The sequence below is a fragment of the Microbulbifer sp. CnH-101-G genome (genome assembly GCF_052466775.1).
In genome coordinates this window covers 831,801-847,713 of record NZ_CP174292.1, presented here as the reverse complement: position 1 = coordinate 847,713, position 15,913 = coordinate 831,801, and the positions used below count along the sequence as shown (strand labels likewise).

The 15,913-nt window shown below is 54.2% G+C and carries 15 protein-coding genes; 5 read left to right on the top strand and 10 right to left on the bottom strand.

Annotated features, from left to right (window positions below; translation table 11 throughout):
- Window positions 1-23 precede the first annotated feature (23 nt).
- Both thrC and ACJJID_RS03890 read right to left on the bottom strand, forming a co-directional pair.
- Window positions 24-1,424 (bottom strand): threonine synthase, encoded by a 1,401-nt coding sequence (thrC, locus tag ACJJID_RS03895; RefSeq protein WP_444921565.1) that lies wholly within the window; start codon window positions 1,422-1,424, stop codon window positions 24-26.
- Window positions 1,425-1,514: 90 nt separating this feature from the next.
- Window positions 1,515-2,837: a homoserine dehydrogenase gene (locus ACJJID_RS03890; protein WP_444922603.1), complete on the bottom strand. Its 1,323-nt coding sequence runs from the start codon at window positions 2,835-2,837 to the stop codon at window positions 1,515-1,517.
- A 383-nt stretch (window positions 2,838-3,220) separates the two neighbouring features.
- Between ACJJID_RS03890 and ACJJID_RS03885 the strand changes: the two genes are divergently transcribed.
- The 3 genes from ACJJID_RS03885 to aspA all read left to right on the top strand — a co-directional run bounded on the left by ACJJID_RS03885 (window position 3,221) and on the right by aspA (window position 6,799).
- A complete protein-coding gene (locus ACJJID_RS03885) occupies window positions 3,221-4,228 on the top strand; it encodes an asparaginase (RefSeq protein ID WP_444921564.1) in 1,008 nt (335 codons plus the stop codon).
- 162 nt (window positions 4,229-4,390) lie between these two features.
- Window positions 4,391-5,203 carry a helix-turn-helix transcriptional regulator gene (locus ACJJID_RS03880; protein WP_444921563.1) on the top strand — a complete coding sequence of 271 codons (813 nt, stop codon included), beginning with the start codon at window positions 4,391-4,393 and terminating at the stop codon, window positions 5,201-5,203.
- A gap of 129 nt (window positions 5,204-5,332) precedes the next feature.
- Entirely contained in the window at window positions 5,333-6,799 is a 1,467-nt protein-coding gene (aspA, locus tag ACJJID_RS03875; RefSeq protein WP_444921562.1) for an aspartate ammonia-lyase, read from the top strand.
- A gap of 53 nt (window positions 6,800-6,852) precedes the next feature.
- Here the strand turns inward: aspA and ACJJID_RS03870 are convergent, their stop codons facing one another.
- The 6 genes from ACJJID_RS03870 to ffh form a co-directional block, all read right to left on the bottom strand.
- Window positions 6,853-7,605: a DsbC family protein gene (locus tag ACJJID_RS03870; protein ID WP_152452516.1), complete on the bottom strand. Its 753-nt coding sequence runs from the start codon at window positions 7,603-7,605 to the stop codon at window positions 6,853-6,855.
- Window positions 7,606-7,958: 353 nt separating this feature from the next.
- Window positions 7,959-8,315 carry a 50S ribosomal protein L19 gene (rplS, locus tag ACJJID_RS03865; protein ID WP_286037023.1) on the bottom strand — a complete coding sequence of 119 codons (357 nt, stop codon included), beginning with the start codon at window positions 8,313-8,315 and terminating at the stop codon, window positions 7,959-7,961.
- A 74-nt stretch (window positions 8,316-8,389) separates the two neighbouring features.
- Window positions 8,390-9,154: a tRNA (guanosine(37)-N1)-methyltransferase TrmD gene (gene trmD / locus ACJJID_RS03860; protein ID WP_444921561.1), complete on the bottom strand. Its 765-nt coding sequence runs from the start codon at window positions 9,152-9,154 to the stop codon at window positions 8,390-8,392.
- Between the two features lie 11 nt (window positions 9,155-9,165).
- Window positions 9,166-9,705: a ribosome maturation factor RimM gene (rimM, locus tag ACJJID_RS03855; protein WP_444921560.1), complete on the bottom strand. Its 540-nt coding sequence runs from the start codon at window positions 9,703-9,705 to the stop codon at window positions 9,166-9,168.
- Window positions 9,706-9,727: 22 nt separating this feature from the next.
- On the bottom strand, window positions 9,728-9,967 hold the full coding sequence (rpsP, locus tag ACJJID_RS03850) for a 30S ribosomal protein S16 (protein ID WP_226648429.1): 240 nt from the start codon (window positions 9,965-9,967) through the stop codon (window positions 9,728-9,730).
- Window positions 9,968-10,123: 156 nt separating this feature from the next.
- On the bottom strand, window positions 10,124-11,542 hold the full coding sequence (gene ffh, locus ACJJID_RS03845; protein ID WP_444921559.1) for a signal recognition particle protein: 1,419 nt from the start codon (window positions 11,540-11,542) through the stop codon (window positions 10,124-10,126).
- A 205-nt stretch (window positions 11,543-11,747) separates the two neighbouring features.
- Here ffh and ACJJID_RS03840 point away from each other — a divergent pair, with 205 nt between their 5' ends.
- Both ACJJID_RS03840 and ACJJID_RS03835 read left to right on the top strand, forming a co-directional pair.
- A complete protein-coding gene (locus ACJJID_RS03840) occupies window positions 11,748-12,548 on the top strand; it encodes a cytochrome C assembly family protein (protein WP_444921558.1) in 801 nt (266 codons plus the stop codon).
- Between the two features lie 206 nt (window positions 12,549-12,754).
- A complete protein-coding gene (locus tag ACJJID_RS03835) occupies window positions 12,755-14,026 on the top strand; it encodes an HlyC/CorC family transporter (RefSeq protein WP_444921557.1) in 1,272 nt (423 codons plus the stop codon).
- A 24-nt stretch (window positions 14,027-14,050) separates the two neighbouring features.
- On the opposite strand, the gene rnhB is transcribed toward ACJJID_RS03835, so the two are convergent.
- Window positions 14,051-14,668: a ribonuclease HII gene (gene rnhB, locus ACJJID_RS03830; RefSeq protein ID WP_444921556.1), complete on the bottom strand. Its 618-nt coding sequence runs from the start codon at window positions 14,666-14,668 to the stop codon at window positions 14,051-14,053.
- A 17-nt stretch (window positions 14,669-14,685) separates the two neighbouring features.
- Window positions 14,686-15,834, bottom strand: coding sequence for a lipid-A-disaccharide synthase (gene lpxB, locus ACJJID_RS03825; RefSeq protein WP_444921555.1), 1,149 nt, complete (start codon window positions 15,832-15,834; stop codon window positions 14,686-14,688).
- Window positions 15,835-15,913: the final 79 nt, after the last annotated feature.

Sequence of the window (15,913 nt, the reverse complement as noted above, 5' to 3'; positions counted from 1 at the left end):
CCTCGCTGCAAAGTCTGCGCCAGCTAGCGTCCTTCGGACAGCATGGTCGCCATATAGTCGTGCACCTGGGACAAGTCGTTGGGCAGTACCTTGAGTCGCTCTTCGCGTTGCCAAAGGTCCTGCATATGGGCCGGCAGGGGAATTTCGGTTTGTGGCAGCGCCTGCGCCACGGCATCGGGGAATTTTGCCGGGTGTGCGGTGGATAAGCAAACCATGGGCTGCTCGGCGGAGCGCCGCACCCTTCTCGCTGCCTCGACACCAATTGCGGTATGGGGGTCGAGCAGATAGCCGGTCGCCTGGTACTGCTCGCGGATCACCTCAATAGTGCGCGCATCGTCGACCCGGCAGCTGGAAAATGTCTTTTGGGCCTGCAACAGGGCCACTTCGCTCAAGTGCATAGGTGCACTGCGATCCGCCAACAATTCTGCCACTGCGGCACCGTCACGGCCGTAGAGATCGAACAACAGCCGCTCAAAGTTACTGGACACCATGATATCCATACTGGGCGACAGGCTGTGCACCAGCGGCTTGGGGGTGTGGTCGTTATCGCTGATGCAGCGGTGCAGGATATCGTTGGCATTGGTGGCGATCACCAACTGGTCGATAGGCAGACCCATCTGCTTCGCCAGGTAACCGGCAAAAATATCGCCGAAGTTGCCGGTGGGCACGGAGAAATTCACGGTTTTTTCCGGCGAACCCAGGCGCAAGGCCGCATAAAAGTAGTAGACGATCTGCGCCATAATGCGCGCCCAATTAATGGAGTTCACTGCCACCAAGCGGCGTCCGTCGGGCAAAAAGGACTGGTTGGCAAAGCTGGCCTTCACCATATTCTGGCAATCGTCGAAATTACCTTCCATGGCGATATTGAACACATTGTCCGACAGCACCGTGGTCATCTGCCGGCGCTGTACTTCTGAGACACGGTTGTGGGGGTGCAGAATAAAAATATCGATATTGTCGCAGTGGCGGCAGCCTTCAATCGCCGCCGAACCGGTATCCCCGGAAGTCGCCCCCATCACCACCACGCGCGCACCGCGCTTTTCCAGCAGGTGATCGAATAACTGGCCGAGAAACTGCAGGGCAAAATCTTTAAAGGCCAGAGTCGGGCCGTGGAAAAGCTCCAGAATCCACTCGTTGGTATCGGTCTGCACCAAGGGCGCCACCGCCCTATGACGAAACTGACTGTATGAGCGCCCGATAATATCGCGCAGCTCCCGCTTACTGAGATCCTCTCCCACAAACGGCCGGATAATTTCAAAGGCCAACGGCTGGTAATCCATACCTGCCATAGCCGCAATATCCTTTTTGGAAAAGTGCGGCAGTGACTCGGGCACATAGAGACCGCCATCACTGGCTAGCCCGGTGAGGACGGTATCGGCAAAAGAGAGAGACGGCGCGCGGCCGCGGGTGCTGACAAATTTCACGATGTTATTTCGCTCTTGGATCTCGTGGGCAATAGTGAAAACTGGCGCCGACTCCTATGGAACGGCGCCATGTAGCAGAGGGGGTAAGGATCAGCCGAGGCTCTCCACGCGAATGCGCACCACTTCCCCCTCGACTGTATCCAGGGCCTCAATTTGTGCGACCGCCTCGCGCAGGCAGGCCTCTCTGGCACGACTGGTGAGAATCACCACAGGAACTAACTCTTCCCCATCCACTGGCTCGTGCTGAATCAGGGCCTCAATGCTGATGCCCTGATCGCTGCAGATCGTCGCCACCTTGGACATGACTCCGGGCTTGTCGTGAGCGGAAATACGCAGGTAATAGCTGGTGACCACTTCTTCCTCCGGCAACACCAGAGTATCGCCCTGCTCTGCCAAGGCCACCCCGGCAGCGGGCACGCGCTGATCCGGCTTGGCATCGAGGGTGCGCGCTACATCGACGATATCGGCAATCACTGCCGAGGCAGTGGCTTCGGCACCGGCGCCCGCGCCGTAATACAGGGTTGGCCCCACTGCATCGCCGTTGACCAACACCGCATTCATCACACCATTGACATTGGCGATCAGGCGACGCTGGGGAATCAAGGTTGGGTGTACCCGCAGTTCTACCCCCTGCTCTGTGCGGCGGGCGATACCCAGGTGCTTAATGCGATAGCCGAGTTCATCGGCATAGCGGATATCCTCCGGGCAAATGCGGCTGATCCCCTCGGTATACACCTTGTCAAAGGCGAGCGGGATAGTGAAAGCTAGCGAGGCCATAATTACCAGCTTGTGCGCGGCATCGATACCTTCCACATCGAAGGTCGGGTCCGCTTCGGCATATCCAAGCGCCTGTGCCTGAGCCAGGGCCTCATCAAAGCTGCGACCCTTCTCGCGCATTTCTGTGAGGATATAGTTCCCAGTGCCATTAATAATACCGGCGAGCCATTCGATGCGGTTGCCCACCAAGCCTTCGCGCAGGGATTTAATAATAGGAATGCCGCCGGCCACGGCCGCTTCATACGCAATGGTGACCCCCTTTTGTGCGGCCAGCTCAAACAGCTCATTGCCGTGCTCGGCGATCAGTGCCTTGTTCGCTGTCACCACATGCTTGCCGTTTTCTATCGCTACCAGAACCAGCTCGCGCGCTACCGTAGTGCCGCCAATTAATTCCACCAGAATATCGACATTAGGATTGTGGGCGACCTCAAAGATATCGCGGGTGACATTCAGCTGGCTGGTATCGCAATCGGGGTTGTCGCGGCGGGCTCCGACCTGCTCAATCACCACCGCGCGACCACAGCGCGCGGCCACCTCATCTCCATTGCGCGCCAGGACATTAATCGTTCCGCTGCCCACAGTGCCCAAACCGCAAACACCGATACGCACTGCACGCTGCGGCTCTACCGCAGACACCTGATCCGCCGCCTCTGCGACGTCTTCAATTGTTGCGCTCACAAATTCCCTCCGCGCCTAGGCTCCCGGCAGTACACCCCAACCTAAAATGCTGCGCCAGGAGAAGACGCAATAAAAACAAATAAAATTAACAAAAGATCGACAACCTTACCGAGCCGAAAGCAAAAAAGTCAATAAAATTGCGCCAGCCAGACCCTAGCCTAGGCATTGTGGTGAGCGAAACTTTTGTCACGCTAAAGATCCTCTTGAAATAGGAACCATCCTCAGTAGATGCTATAAGAGCATCTACTAGCATCAGGTACCAGCAACCTGCGAAATTGCATCCACCGCGCCTTTTCCAAAAAATGGGCGCACTGAAAACGGACTCAGATAGCGGTCGAGTGATGAAAAAAACCCTTATCCTTTATACCGGCGGAACCCTGGGAATGCGCCGCAGCGAATCCGGCTATGTGCCCGACGCCGACCTCGAAGGTGCTCTGCAGCGCCTGCTACAGGATGTGATCGGCCAGCTGCCGAGCTACGACTTCCAGGCCCTCGACCCACTCCTCGACAGCGCCAATATGCAACCCCAGGACTGGTACCGCATCGCCTCCCTGATACGCGACAACTATAGCCACTACACAGGCTTTGTTGTGCTACACGGCACCGATACTATGGCTTATACCGCCTCCGCGCTGTCCTTCGCCCTGCAGGGACTGGCGAAACCGGTAGTGGTAACCGGCTCGCAAATTCCCTTGCGGGAAATGCGCAGCGACGCCTACAACAATTTAATCGCCGCCCTGCTGTTGAGCGGTTCGGACAGTATTGGAGAGGTCTGCCTCTACTTTAATGGCAAGCTGCTGCGCGGCAATCGCGCGGTAAAAGTCAGCTCCGGCTCATTGGACGCCTTTGCCAGCCCCAATTACCCGAGCCTCGGCGAAGTGGGTATTCAGGTGCATATCGACCCCAATGCTTTATTGATGCACGGCGACACACCACAATTTGAGATTCCCGAAAACGCCGATGGCAACGTTGTACTGGTGAAACTATTCCCCGGAATAACGCCGCTATTCCTCAGCAAGATTATTGAAGCCCGTCCGCGCGGCATAGTGATTGAAACCTACGGTACCGGCAACGCCCCCACCGACGACCAGGCCTTTACCGCACAACTGACAAGAGCCGCAGAACTGGGAATTATTTGTGTGGCGGTATCCCAGTGTCTGGAAAACCATGTCGATCTCGGCAAGTACGCTGCGGGCTCTGCGCTACTGCGCGCCGGTGTAATCGGTGGCCTGGATATGACCAGTGAAGCCTGCTATGCCAAATTGAATCATCTGCTGGCCATGAATTACACGAGCAGTGAAGTTAAAAAACTGATGGAAACCCCGCTGTGTGGGGAATGTACACCCTAGCAAAACCAAACGGGATTCATTGAGCAGTGCATAAAGAAGATTCTGCCAGTCTATCGCTGCAAATATAAATCCCAGCTACTTTTTATCGGGCGGCCAAATGTGGCCAAGTATTCGTTTAGATGGGAAATACTGGGCATTTAGGCCAGAAGCAGACACTCCTTGATGAGCAATAATTTTTCACAAAACTTGCGCTTGCTGTGCAGCTTTTACCGATCGATCGCCGAAGTGTGTCGGCGCATGGGCGTGAACCGAGCGCAATTTAACAAATATCTAAACGGTAATACCCAGCCCTCACAGTATACCCTCAATAAGATCTGCCATTTCTTTGGTGTTGAACCTCATGAAATTCTGATGCCCGCGGAACAGTTTGAGCAAATTGTTCGGGTACGCAGCACCCACACTACCGTTGAACCTTCTCGCCCCTATTCCACGGATATTGATCTGTTAATGCGGGAGTCCCAAGGCCGCGCAGATAAATACCTGGGTTTTTACTTTGAGTTCCACTACTCAATGACCTTTCCCGATCACATTATTCGCAGCCTGCTGCATATTGAATCCGATGGGGAAGGATATTATTTCCAGCGCTTCGAGCGCATGCGCTACCCAGACAGGGAGGAGTGGTACAAATCTCGCTACAAAGGCATGCTGCTTTTTCTCTCCGAGCGTATTTTTCTGATCGGCTATGAAGCGCTGACGCGCAATGAAATTGCCCAGACAATTTTGTACCCCACCTACAAGAGCCGGGTCAGTTATTTGTCAGGATTAAAACTGGGTGCCTCCGCCAGTGACCGACGTGAACCCGTATGCACAAAAGTATTGTTGGAATCGCTCGGAAGAAATATCAGCATCAAGAACGCATTAAAACTATGTGGTGTATTTGGCCCGGACTCGGACGAGATTAATCGCAGCATTCGCGAAAATATCCGGGCGACCAATACTGAAGGTCCACAGAGTTTTTTTGCCACCCCACTTTAATCATAAATTTCTATTGAGGGCCCAACCAAGAGGCCCGAATAATGACAACTACGGGCAGCCTGGAACCCAGCTTAATACTGGCTACTGGTGCGCTTGCCCCTATGCAGATGAAGAGAAAGCAAAAGCATCATGACAAATGATTTCCATACCCTAAAATCCATGCCCGTATTCTCTGCCGGCAGTGAATTTCGTATCGAAAAAGACCTGCTCGGAGAGCGCGAAGTACCCGCCGATGTCTATTTCGGCATTCAAACCCTGCGCGCCCTGGAAAACTTCCAGATCACCGGTATTACCCTCAACCATTTCCCCAACTTGGTCAAAGCGCTGGCTATGGTGAAGAAGGCTGCGGCTCATGCCAACTGCGAACTTGGCTACCTCGAAGAAAACTTACAAGCGGCAATTGCAGAAGCCTGCGATGAAATTATTGAAGGCAAACTGCATGATCAATTCCTGGTGGACATGATTCAAGGCGGTGCCGGTACCTCCACCAATATGAATGCCAACGAGGTAATTGCCAATCGCGCCCTGGAACTGTTAGGCCACAACAAGGGGGAATACAAAAACGTTCACCCCAATAACCATGTCAACCTGTCGCAATCCACCAACGACGTTTACCCTTCCTCCATCAACCTGGCGGTACTACTCAGTTACAACGACCTGGTGCAATCCATGGAGGAGTTGTGTATCGAGTTTGATGGCAAAGCCAAGGAATTTTCCCACGTTATTAAGATGGGCCGCACCCAGTTACAGGATGCCGTGCCCATGACTCTCGGGCAGGAGTTTGCCGCTTTCGCTGCAACTATTCGCGAAGATGTCGCTCGGGTTAAAGAGCTCGTCGTACTGTTTAATGAAATTAATATGGGCGGCACCGCAATCGGCACAGGAATTAATACCGATCCGCAATATCGTCAATTGGTTGTGTCGGCACTGTCGGAAATTTCTGATATCGACTTTGTCTGCGCGGAAAACCTGGTGGAAGCCACCTCAGACATGGGCGCCTTTGTCATGTTTTCCGGGGTGATGAAACGTATCGCGGTAAAAATATCGAAGATCTGTAGCGACCTGCGCCTTTTATCCAGCGGCCCCCGTGCAGGTCTCAATGAGATTAATCTGCCACCGATGCAGCCGGGCTCTTCTATTATGCCTGGCAAGGTAAACCCGGTAATTCCCGAGGTAGTAAACCAGGTGGCCTACCAGGTGATCGGCAATGATCTGACCATTACTCTCGCGGCCGAATCGGGCCAGCTGCAGTTAAATGTCATGGAACCAGTGATCGCCTTCAACCTGCTGCAATCCATGCGCCTGATGACCCAGGCTATGCACACCCTGGCCCAACGCTGCGTCAACGGTATCAGCGCGAACGAAGAGCACTGCCGACAGATGGTCGAAAACAGTATCGGCCTGATTACCGCGGTAAATCCATTTATCGGCTATGAAAATGCCACCCGCATCGCCCAGCAGGCATTGATGACCGGCGCGAGCGTCAAGCAGTTGATTTTGGAGGAAGGATTGCTGAGTGAAGAGGAGTTAAACGATATTCTCGCACCGGAGAATATGACTCAGCCGCGCAAGGTGGCACTGAAGAGTCCAGCTTAGATATAAAATCAGCGGCTGCCTTAGGCTAGCCGCTGATTTTTATATGTGGGTTTTTAAATACCCAGCTCTTTAATCAGGGTAGCTGGCGGCAGATAGCCTGGCACAACTCTGCCATCCTCCATCACGATGGTGGGTGTCCCACGCACATCGATCTCTTCATTACCCAATTTATATTGGGCCGCGACCGGGTTGTTATCGCAAACTTTCAGTGGCACATTTTCGCGATTTTTTAATGCGGTCAGGGTCTGGTTGCTGTCATCGGCACACCAGGCAGTCGCGAGCTTGCGATAACCCAGTGACTGCAAGCCGCCGCGCGGGAATGCCAAATACCTGACTTCAATGCCGCGCTTATTCAACTCAGGCACATCCTGGTGCAGTTTTCGACAGTAACCGCAGTCCACATCGGTAAATACATAAATTCGCGCTTTGGTTTCACCCTTGGGCGAGAAAACGATCATATCGTCAACGCTCTGGGTTTCCATTACCTTGGCCCGGCGAGTTGCCCGGCGGCCTTCAGAGAGGTTGGCAAAGCCGCCACCGCTCTTCACCTGAAACAGGTCACCCAGGATAAAGTGGTTGCCATCGGCTGAGACGAACAGAGTGCTGCTGCCACCATCCAACTCTACCTCGTAGAGCCCTTCGATGGGGGTCTCACGCACGTCACCGTACTTGGGCTTTGGGTTACTGGCCTCTAGACGAGCTTTGATTGTCTTCGCAACATTCGCGTCGACCTCTGCAAGGGCCGCTGGGCCAAGCAGACCGAGCAGCGCACCAGCGAGCGCCAGCGGCTTCTTGATAAGCATCATTACCGATTGCTCCTTAAATTCTCAATGGGGTTCGACTCGATCGTCGGCCTTCAGTTCCAGCCAGTATGGCAGCTGCGCGCCATATCAGGTTTATATGGCGCGTTTTAACATATTCGAGCACCTGTAACTACGTGCAAATAGCCAACTTGTGGACTGACTCTATGGATCTGACAGAGGGGAACCCAACGGATGGGCGCTCAGCAAGAAGGGATAGAAAGGATAGCAGCGCAAATGACTATACAATTGCGACAATCTCTCAAAGCATCTGAGAGCGAATATTCACTAGGTCTGCTTGAGATACAAAAAAGCCGGAGCAACTGCCCCGGCTTTTTGGTGAGCTGTAAGAGATGCGCTTAGTTAAGCTTCTCTTTAATACGTGCGGCTTTACCAGTCAGGCTGCGCAGGTAGTAGAGTTTAGCCTGGCGCACGTCACCACGACGCTTAACCTTGATGCTGTCAACCAGCGGGCTGTGAGTCTGGAAAGTACGCTCAACGCCAACACCGTGGGAGATTTTACGCACGGTGAAGGAGGAGTTCAGGCCGCGGTTGCGCTTGCCGATTACCACGCCTTCGAACGCCTGCAGACGCTCGCGGTTACCTTCTTTTACTTTCACTTGAACGATTACGGTGTCGCCCGGTGCGAAGGGAGGTACTTCGCTCTTCAGCTGTTCCTGCTCCAGCTGCTGGATAATTTTGTTAGTCATTTGGATTTGCTCCCAAATAGAGTTTATGTAGCTTCTCAGCTAGTTCACCGAACTACTCTCGCCTCCCGGCGAATCCGGCATCAAGTTTCGTCGGATTTCCGCTCCTGCTGAATTTCCTCCAACAGTTGCTTCTGCTCCTTGTCCAGCTCCAGCCCCTCCAAAAGGTCGGGCCGACGCTGCTGTGTGCGCGCCAGTGCCTGCTTCAGGCGCCAGCGGCGTATTCTTTCGTGGTTGCCCGAGAGCAACACTTCCGGTACCGCTACACCCCGGTACTGTTCGGGCCGGGTGTAGTGGGGACAGTCGAGCAAGCCCGAGGAGAAAGAATCCTCAACCGCCGACTGATCGTGCCCCAAAGCGCCGGGAATCAGCCGTGTGATGGCATCCACCATCACCATAGCAGCCAGTTCACCACCGCTAAGGACATAGTCACCAATGGACCATTCCTCGTCGATCATCGATTCGACGATACGCTCATCCACCCCTTCGTAACGCCCGGCCAGCAAAACCAGGTTGCCAGCGTCAGAGAGACTTTCGACCCCACGCTGATCCAGTTGCTGTCCCTGCGGAGACAGGTAGATAGTGCGTACAGCTTCACCCTCTTCTCCAGCCCAGGCGCATGCCGCCTGCAGAGACTGATAAAGGGGTTCGGCCATCATCACCATTCCGGGACCACCGCCGTAGGGGCGATCATCCACAGTGCGGTGCTTGTCACTGGTGAAATCCCGAGGGTTCCAGCAGCGTACTTCCAGCAGGCCATCTTTAACAGCCCGCCCACTGACACCATACTCGGTCAATGCGGCAAACATCTCCGGAAAAATGCTTACCAGAGCGATTCTTTTAGCCATCGCTCAGCGCCTTAAAAAGCTGGGTCCCAGTCGACGGTGATCACACCGGCTTCCAGGTCTATATCTTTAATAAACTGGTCTGGCAGATACGGTATCAAGCGCTCGCGCTTATCCGTCCCACCACGCACAACCAATACATCGTTGGCGCCAGTTTCCATCATGCGAACGACACTGCCAAAATCGTGTTCCTCGCCGTCAAAACGGCTGATAACCCGCAAACCCTCAAGCTGGTGCCAGTAATACTCACCCTGCTCGAGTTCAGGCATCAGGTCACGCGCAATAGCAATATCCCGCTGGCAAAGTTGAGCCGCTAAATCGCGGTCATCCAGCCCCTTCACATGAACGATCAATCCCTTGCCATGACGCTTGCCAGCATCAATTTCCAAGGGCTCCCAACCTTTTGGCCCCCGCAACCACCACTTGGGGAATTGCAGGATGTTGTCCATCGGCTCGGTATAGGAGTGAACCTTGACCCAGCCGCGCACACCATAAACGGTAGTTACGCGTCCAACAGTGACCAATTCCTCGGAAGCGTTTCCGTTATCTGTCACAGACGCACCACTTACGCGCAAATTAAGCGGATTCTTTCAGCAGCTTGCTGACGCGATCAGAAACCTGAGCGCCGTGACCCAGCCAGTAGTCAACACGCTCACGATCGATACGCAGACGCTCTTCCTGACCGCGGGCAACCGGGTTGAAGAAGCCAACACGCTCAATGAAACGACCGTCGCGAGATTTGCGGCTATCGGTTACGGTCAGGTGATAAAACGGGCGTTTTTTAGCACCGCCACGAGCCAAACGAATGGTTACCATGTAACTTTCCTGTAGTTTTAAATACTTGGCGACAGCGTTAGCCGTCACCCAAACAACTCTGCCGGCAGCTCACCCCCGGCTGAAAGGCGGCGTATTCTAATGTACCGCCAGGGTTTTGTATAGCGCTTCATGGGGCCGCCAGGGCCCCGGAAACCCTTACTTTTTCTTGAATCCGGGGGGCAGGCCACCGGGCATACCGCCCATCCCACCGAGGCCTCCGGGCATGCCGCCACCGCCAGTCATTCCACCGAGGCCGCGCATCATCTTGCCCATACCACCACCCTTGAGCTTTTTCATCATTTTGCCCATCTGCTTGTGCTGCTTGAGCAACCGGTTAAGATCCTGCACCTGGGTACCGGAACCGGCGACAATACGGCGCTTGCGAGAACCATTGAGCAGATCCGGGTTGCGGCGCTCCGCAGGGGTCATGGAAGAGATAATCGCATCCATACGTTTGAATTCTTTGCCCATATCCGCCTGCTGGGCAGCTTGCGCGATGCCGCCCATACCGGGCATTTTCTCCAGCAGGGAACCGAACCCGCCCATATTTTGCATCTGCTGCAGCTGGTCGCGCAGGTCTTCCAGATCGAAGCCCTTGCCCTTCTGTACCTTTTTGACCAGCTTTTCGGCTTTTTCCTTGTCGATCTTTTGCTCTGCCTCTTCGATCAGAGACAGAATATCGCCCATGCCGAGAATTCGTGATGCAATACGATCCGGGTGGAAGGTTTCCAAAGCATCGGTCTTTTCACCGACACCGATAAACTTAATCGGCTTGCCAGTGACATGACGCACCGAGAGCGCTGCACCACCGCGGGCATCGCCGTCCGCCTTGGTCAGGATGACCCCGGTAAGCGGCAGGGCCTCATTGAAGGCATTGGCGGTATTCACCGCGTCCTGACCGATCATGGCATCGATAACAAACAGGGTTTCCGCGGGGTCCAGCTCACTGTGCAGCTCTCGGATTTCATCCATCAGCTGGCTATCAATATGCAGGCGACCCGCAGTATCGACGATCAGTACATCGGCAAACTGCTTGCGTGCGGCATCCACCGCGCCCTTGGCGATATCCAGCGGCTTCTGTTCTGGAGTGGAAGCATGAAACAGCGCACCCACTTCACCGGCCAGAGTCTCCAGCTGCTTAATGGCTGCGGGGCGATATACATCCGCACTCACCACCATGACTTTTTTCTTTTCCCGCTCCTGCAGGTATTTGGCCAGCTTGGCGACACTGGTGGTTTTACCAGCGCCCTGTAGGCCCGCCATCAGTATCACTGCCGGGGGTTGCACCGCAAGGTTGAGGGGCTCTGCAGCCGCACCCATTACCTTGACCAGCTCATCCTGAACAATCTTGACGAACTGCTGGCCCGGATTCAGGGCCTTGCTAACCTTCTGCCCTACAGCAGCTGTGCGCACTTGCTGCACAAAGGCCTTGACTACAGGCAGAGCGACATCCGCTTCAAGCAACGCTTTGCGCACTTCGCGCAGGGTATCGCGGATATTGTCATCGGTCAGGCTTGCCTTGCCGGTGACTTTTTTTAGGGCCGCCGATAAGCGGTCACTCAGGTTATCGAACATAAATTCGTCTCGATTTCTCCGATTGCGGACAGGACCCCGGTGCGGAGGGCCGCGAAATTTTTTAGGGGAGTATCTCCAACTCCCACTCTGAGGCGCGGCAGTATAGCCCAGGTCCCGTCACAGCCGAAATATCACCAGATCTTCCCTGTTAAAGCGGGCTGTGACACACTCCTCCTCCACTGCTTAGAAGATACGGATCTAACCAATGGCGGCATTCGCCCACTGGACGGCCATCGCGCTATATATAGCTACCACCATTGTCGCGGCCAGGGCCCTTGCCCGCGCACAACAGCCCGAGCGCTGGCTCCTGCTGGGCCTGCTTGCCGGGGCACTGATTGCCCATGCAATATCTCTGGCACACACGCTGTTTTCCCCCGCAGGTTACCGCTTTGACCTGTTGGCGATGCTGTCACTCATCACCTGGGTAGTGAACCTATTGCTACTTATCCTGACTGTAAGCCGCCCACTCACCCTGTTGATCCTTATTTTTGCCCCAATCGGAGCGCTCACTGAGCTTGCTGACGCCCATATCTGGGGACCTGTGGCACCACACCAACAGCTGTCTTCGGGTATAGCTGTGCACGCGCTTTTATCTATCTGCGCCTACTCTCTGCTCACCCTGGCAACCCTGCAGGCCATCTACCTCTACTACCTGAATCAACAATTGCACAACCACAGGCCTGTGGGCGCAATGCGGCTGCTTCCCCCTCTGCAGAGTATGGAGTCACTACTCTTTGGCTTGATCGCTTTTGGTCAACTGCTACTAACCGCCTCCCTGATTACCGGATTTATATTTGTGGGCAACCTTTTTGAGCAGGGTCCCCTACATAAAACAATACTCTCTCTGATCGCCTGGGTACTCTACAGTATCCTTCTCTGGGGGCACTGGCAGTGGGGTTGGCGCGGCAATACCGCCGTGCGCTGGACTCTGTGCGCCTTTGCCGCACTCATGCTGGCCTACTTTGGCAGCAAGCTGGTAATTGAGGTTATTCTTCAGCGCGGTTAAATAAGAAAAGGAAATCGCAGTTAAACCGACAGGAAGTTATTGGCAACAGCACTCCAATACACCAGCATTTTGTGGTCGGTAACTGTAGATTCCTACCATCTCTCTAGCCCTTAATTTGTATGCTTTGGGCTACTAATGACTAGAAAACTTGCGGAGGTCTCTGTTCTGTTCCAATATCTCCGCTCAGAAATAAAAAGAGTTCTCCCTTGAACGAGATGCCCCCGGGCCTGCTGTTTAGCCTGCTGGCCCTGCTGATTGTGATATCGGCTTTCTTTTCCAGCTCCGAAACCAGCATGATGGCGCTGAACCGCTACCGCCTGCGCCACCAGGCTAAGAATGGTCACCGCGGAGCCAAGCGAGCCATGGAACTGCTCGCCCGCCCAGACAAACTGATCGGCGTTATCCTGATCGGTAATAATCTGGTGAATATCCTTGCATCGGTTATTGCCGGTGCCGTTTTTACCCAGCTTTATGGTGATGCCGGCCTTCTTTACGCCACCGGAGCCCTTACCGTAGTTATCCTTATTTTCGCCGAAGTTACCCCGAAAACAATTGCCGCACTACATCCTGAGCGGATCGCCTTCCCCGCGTCCCTAGTTTTGCGCCCCCTTCAGTGGCTTCTGACCCCCTTTGTACTGCTAGTAGGGAGTATTTCAAATGGCCTCGCGCGCTTGGTCGGTGTCGAGACAACCTCTGGCGGAGATGCCGAGCACCTGGCACCAGAAGAGCTAAGATCCGTGGTATTTGAGTCCGGTGCCCTCATACCCAGCAAGCACAAAGGCATGCTCCTCAATGTGCTGGACCTGGACCAGGCCACGGTGGAGGACATTATGATTCCCCGCAACGAGGTCATGGGAATCGACCTGGAAAATAGCGCTGATCAAATCCTCCAACAACTGGCAGAAAGCACCTATACGCGCCTGCCGGTCTACCGGGGAGATATCAATCATGTGGTGGGCATTCTCCACCTACGCCGCGCCGCACAAATTCTGCGCGACGGCCCCGATAGCCTCACTGCCGAAAGGCTCAAATCCTTTACCGGTGAGCCCTACTTCGTACCCGAGGCCACGCCCCTCCCTACCCTGCTGATGAACTTCCAGAAAACCAAGCGCCGCATGGGCCTGGTTGTAGATGAATACGGCGAAGTGATGGGGATCGTGACCCTGGAGGATCTACTGGAGGAAATTGTCGGTGATTTCACTGCGAGCCCAGTACCCAGCGACGACGAGGAAATTGTCGCCGTTGAAGGGGGCTGGTATATGATCGAAGGCGGAACCTCTATTCGGGATATCAACCGCACCCTGGGCTGGGATCTGCCCACCGACGGCCCCAAGACTTTCAATGGCCTCGCCATGGAGCACCTGGAAAGCATCCCAGATGGCAATATCAGCTTGTATATCCTCAATTATCTGGTGGAAATTGAAGAGGTATCAGACAAGATGATCACCAAAGCCCGCGTTAAGAAAATCGAGCGTTAACCAATAACTTGGTGAATCCTGAGCTCAGGCGAAATCCACTAAGAGCTTCTTCACAGGGGCGAAGCTCACCCTATGTACCGGGCTAGGCCCGAGCTCTTGCAGGGCTTGCATATGCGCCTTGGTTGGGTAGCCTTTGTGGCCGGCCAGCCCATAGCCTGGATATTTCGAATCCAACTCCACCATCTCACGATCCCGCGCCACTTTTGCCAGAATCGAGGCGGCGGCAATCGCTGCAACGCGAGCATCCCCCTTGACCACAGTATCGCAGGGGTAAGGCCAATCCGGTTTCTTGTTGCCGTCCACCAACACAAATTCCGGCTGCAAGGAAAGCTGCTTCACCGCGCGATGCATTGCCAGCAGGCTCGCCTGCAAAATATTGATCTGATCGATCTCCTCGACTGTAGCTCGAGCGATAGCGAAACTCAGAGCGCGCTCACAGATTTCATCAAAGAGTAACTCTCGTTTTTTTTCACTGAGCTTTTTGGAGTCAGCCAGCCCGATAATAGGTTTGGCCGGGTCGAGAATTACCGCAGCCGCCACGACATCTCCAGCCAATGGACCACGGCCGACCTCATCAACTCCGGCAAGCAGATCCCCTTTATAAGGGCAGATGTACGGCGGCAATTCTTTTTTGATGCTCATGGATTTTTATAACCTCATTACTTCAAAAGAGTACAAATAGCATCGGCCGCCCGCTCGGAGGCATTTCGTCGTAACTGTTGATGAAGGTCGTCAAACTCGCGCTCTAACTGATCGCCGAGCAACGGATCCTCAAAATAGCGCATCAACGCAGCCCCAAGATTTTCAGGGGTCGCATCACTCTGTAATATTTCCGGAACCAGCTCCCTCTGTGCCAATAAGTTAGGCAACGAGACCCAGGTGGTATGTAACATACGGGAGACGATGGCATAGGAGATTTTGCCCAGTTTATAGGCCACTACCATGGGCTTTTTCAGCAGCATCGTCTCCAGAGTCGCCGTGCCCGAGGCAATCAATACGGAATTAGAGACACTGAGGGCCTTGTGGGAATCCCCTTCCAGCACGGTAACCGGCAGCTCTGGGAAACTCTCCAGCTGCTCTTTCAATTCCGCCAGGCGCTGCTCATTGGCCGCCGGCAAAACAAACTTAAGATCGGGGTGACGCTGATAACACCAGCGAGCCGCTTGTAAAAATAACGGCCCTAGTAAACGCACTTCACCGCCACGACTACCCGGCAACAGCGCGATAACTCTATCATCAGCTTCAAAACCTAACTCTTTGCGCGCTGCGACATTGTTAACCTGCAGGGGGATTTCATCCGCAAGGGGATGCCCCACAAACGTCACCGGCACTTGGTTTTCCCGGTAAAAGGCCGCCTCAAAAGGCAGTAACGTGAGCATATGATCGATGGCCCGGGCGATCTTTTTAATCCGCCCCCGCCGCCACGCCCAAACTGAAGGGCTGACATAGTGTACGGTGCAGATGCCCTCGGCCTTGAGAGATTCTTCCAGCGATAAATTAAAATCCGGCGAATCAATACCGATAAAAAGATCCGGTGGATTCTCAGTGAAATGCTCACGCAGGGTGCGGCGAATTTTTAACAATTCCGGCAAACGCTTTAACGGTTCAACGAAACCCATCACCGAGAGCCGCTCCATCGGAAACAGGGTTTTTGCTCCCAAAGCCAGCATTCGCGGGCCCGCAATCCCTTCAAATTGAATTCCCGGTAGACGCTTTTGCAAGGCTTCTATAAGACCTGCACCAAGGATATCCCCTGAGGCCTCGCCAACAACAATACCAATACGAACCGGTTTATTATTTTCTGACACGCCTAAATATTCCCCCAGAGCGGAATAGACCTAACTCTTACAAACATCGAGCAAAAGAAGAAAGAATTTTTTGGGGAAG

Excerpts from the sequence above, each read along its gene's own strand:
- ACJJID_RS03885 (WP_444921564.1), top strand. The coding sequence starts at position 3,221 with ATGAAAAAAACCCTTATCCTTTATACCGGCGGAACCCTGGGAATGCGC.
- ACJJID_RS03880 (WP_444921563.1), top strand. The coding sequence starts at position 4,391 with ATGAGCAATAATTTTTCACAAAACTTGCGCTTGCTGTGCAGCTTTTAC.
- aspA (WP_444921562.1), top strand. The coding sequence starts at position 5,333 with ATGACAAATGATTTCCATACCCTAAAATCCATGCCCGTATTCTCTGCC.
- ACJJID_RS03870 (WP_152452516.1), bottom strand. The coding sequence starts at position 7,605 with ATGATGCTTATCAAGAAGCCGCTGGCGCTCGCTGGTGCGCTGCTCGGT.
- trmD (WP_444921561.1), bottom strand. The coding sequence starts at position 9,154 with ATGGCTAAAAGAATCGCTCTGGTAAGCATTTTTCCGGAGATGTTTGCC.
- rpsP (WP_226648429.1), bottom strand. The coding sequence starts at position 9,967 with ATGGTAACCATTCGTTTGGCTCGTGGCGGTGCTAAAAAACGCCCGTTT.
- ffh (WP_444921559.1), bottom strand. The coding sequence starts at position 11,542 with ATGTTCGATAACCTGAGTGACCGCTTATCGGCGGCCCTAAAAAAAGTC.
- ACJJID_RS03840 (WP_444921558.1), top strand. The coding sequence starts at position 11,748 with ATGGCGGCATTCGCCCACTGGACGGCCATCGCGCTATATATAGCTACC.
- rnhB (WP_444921556.1), bottom strand. The coding sequence starts at position 14,668 with ATGAGCATCAAAAAAGAATTGCCGCCGTACATCTGCCCTTATAAAGGG.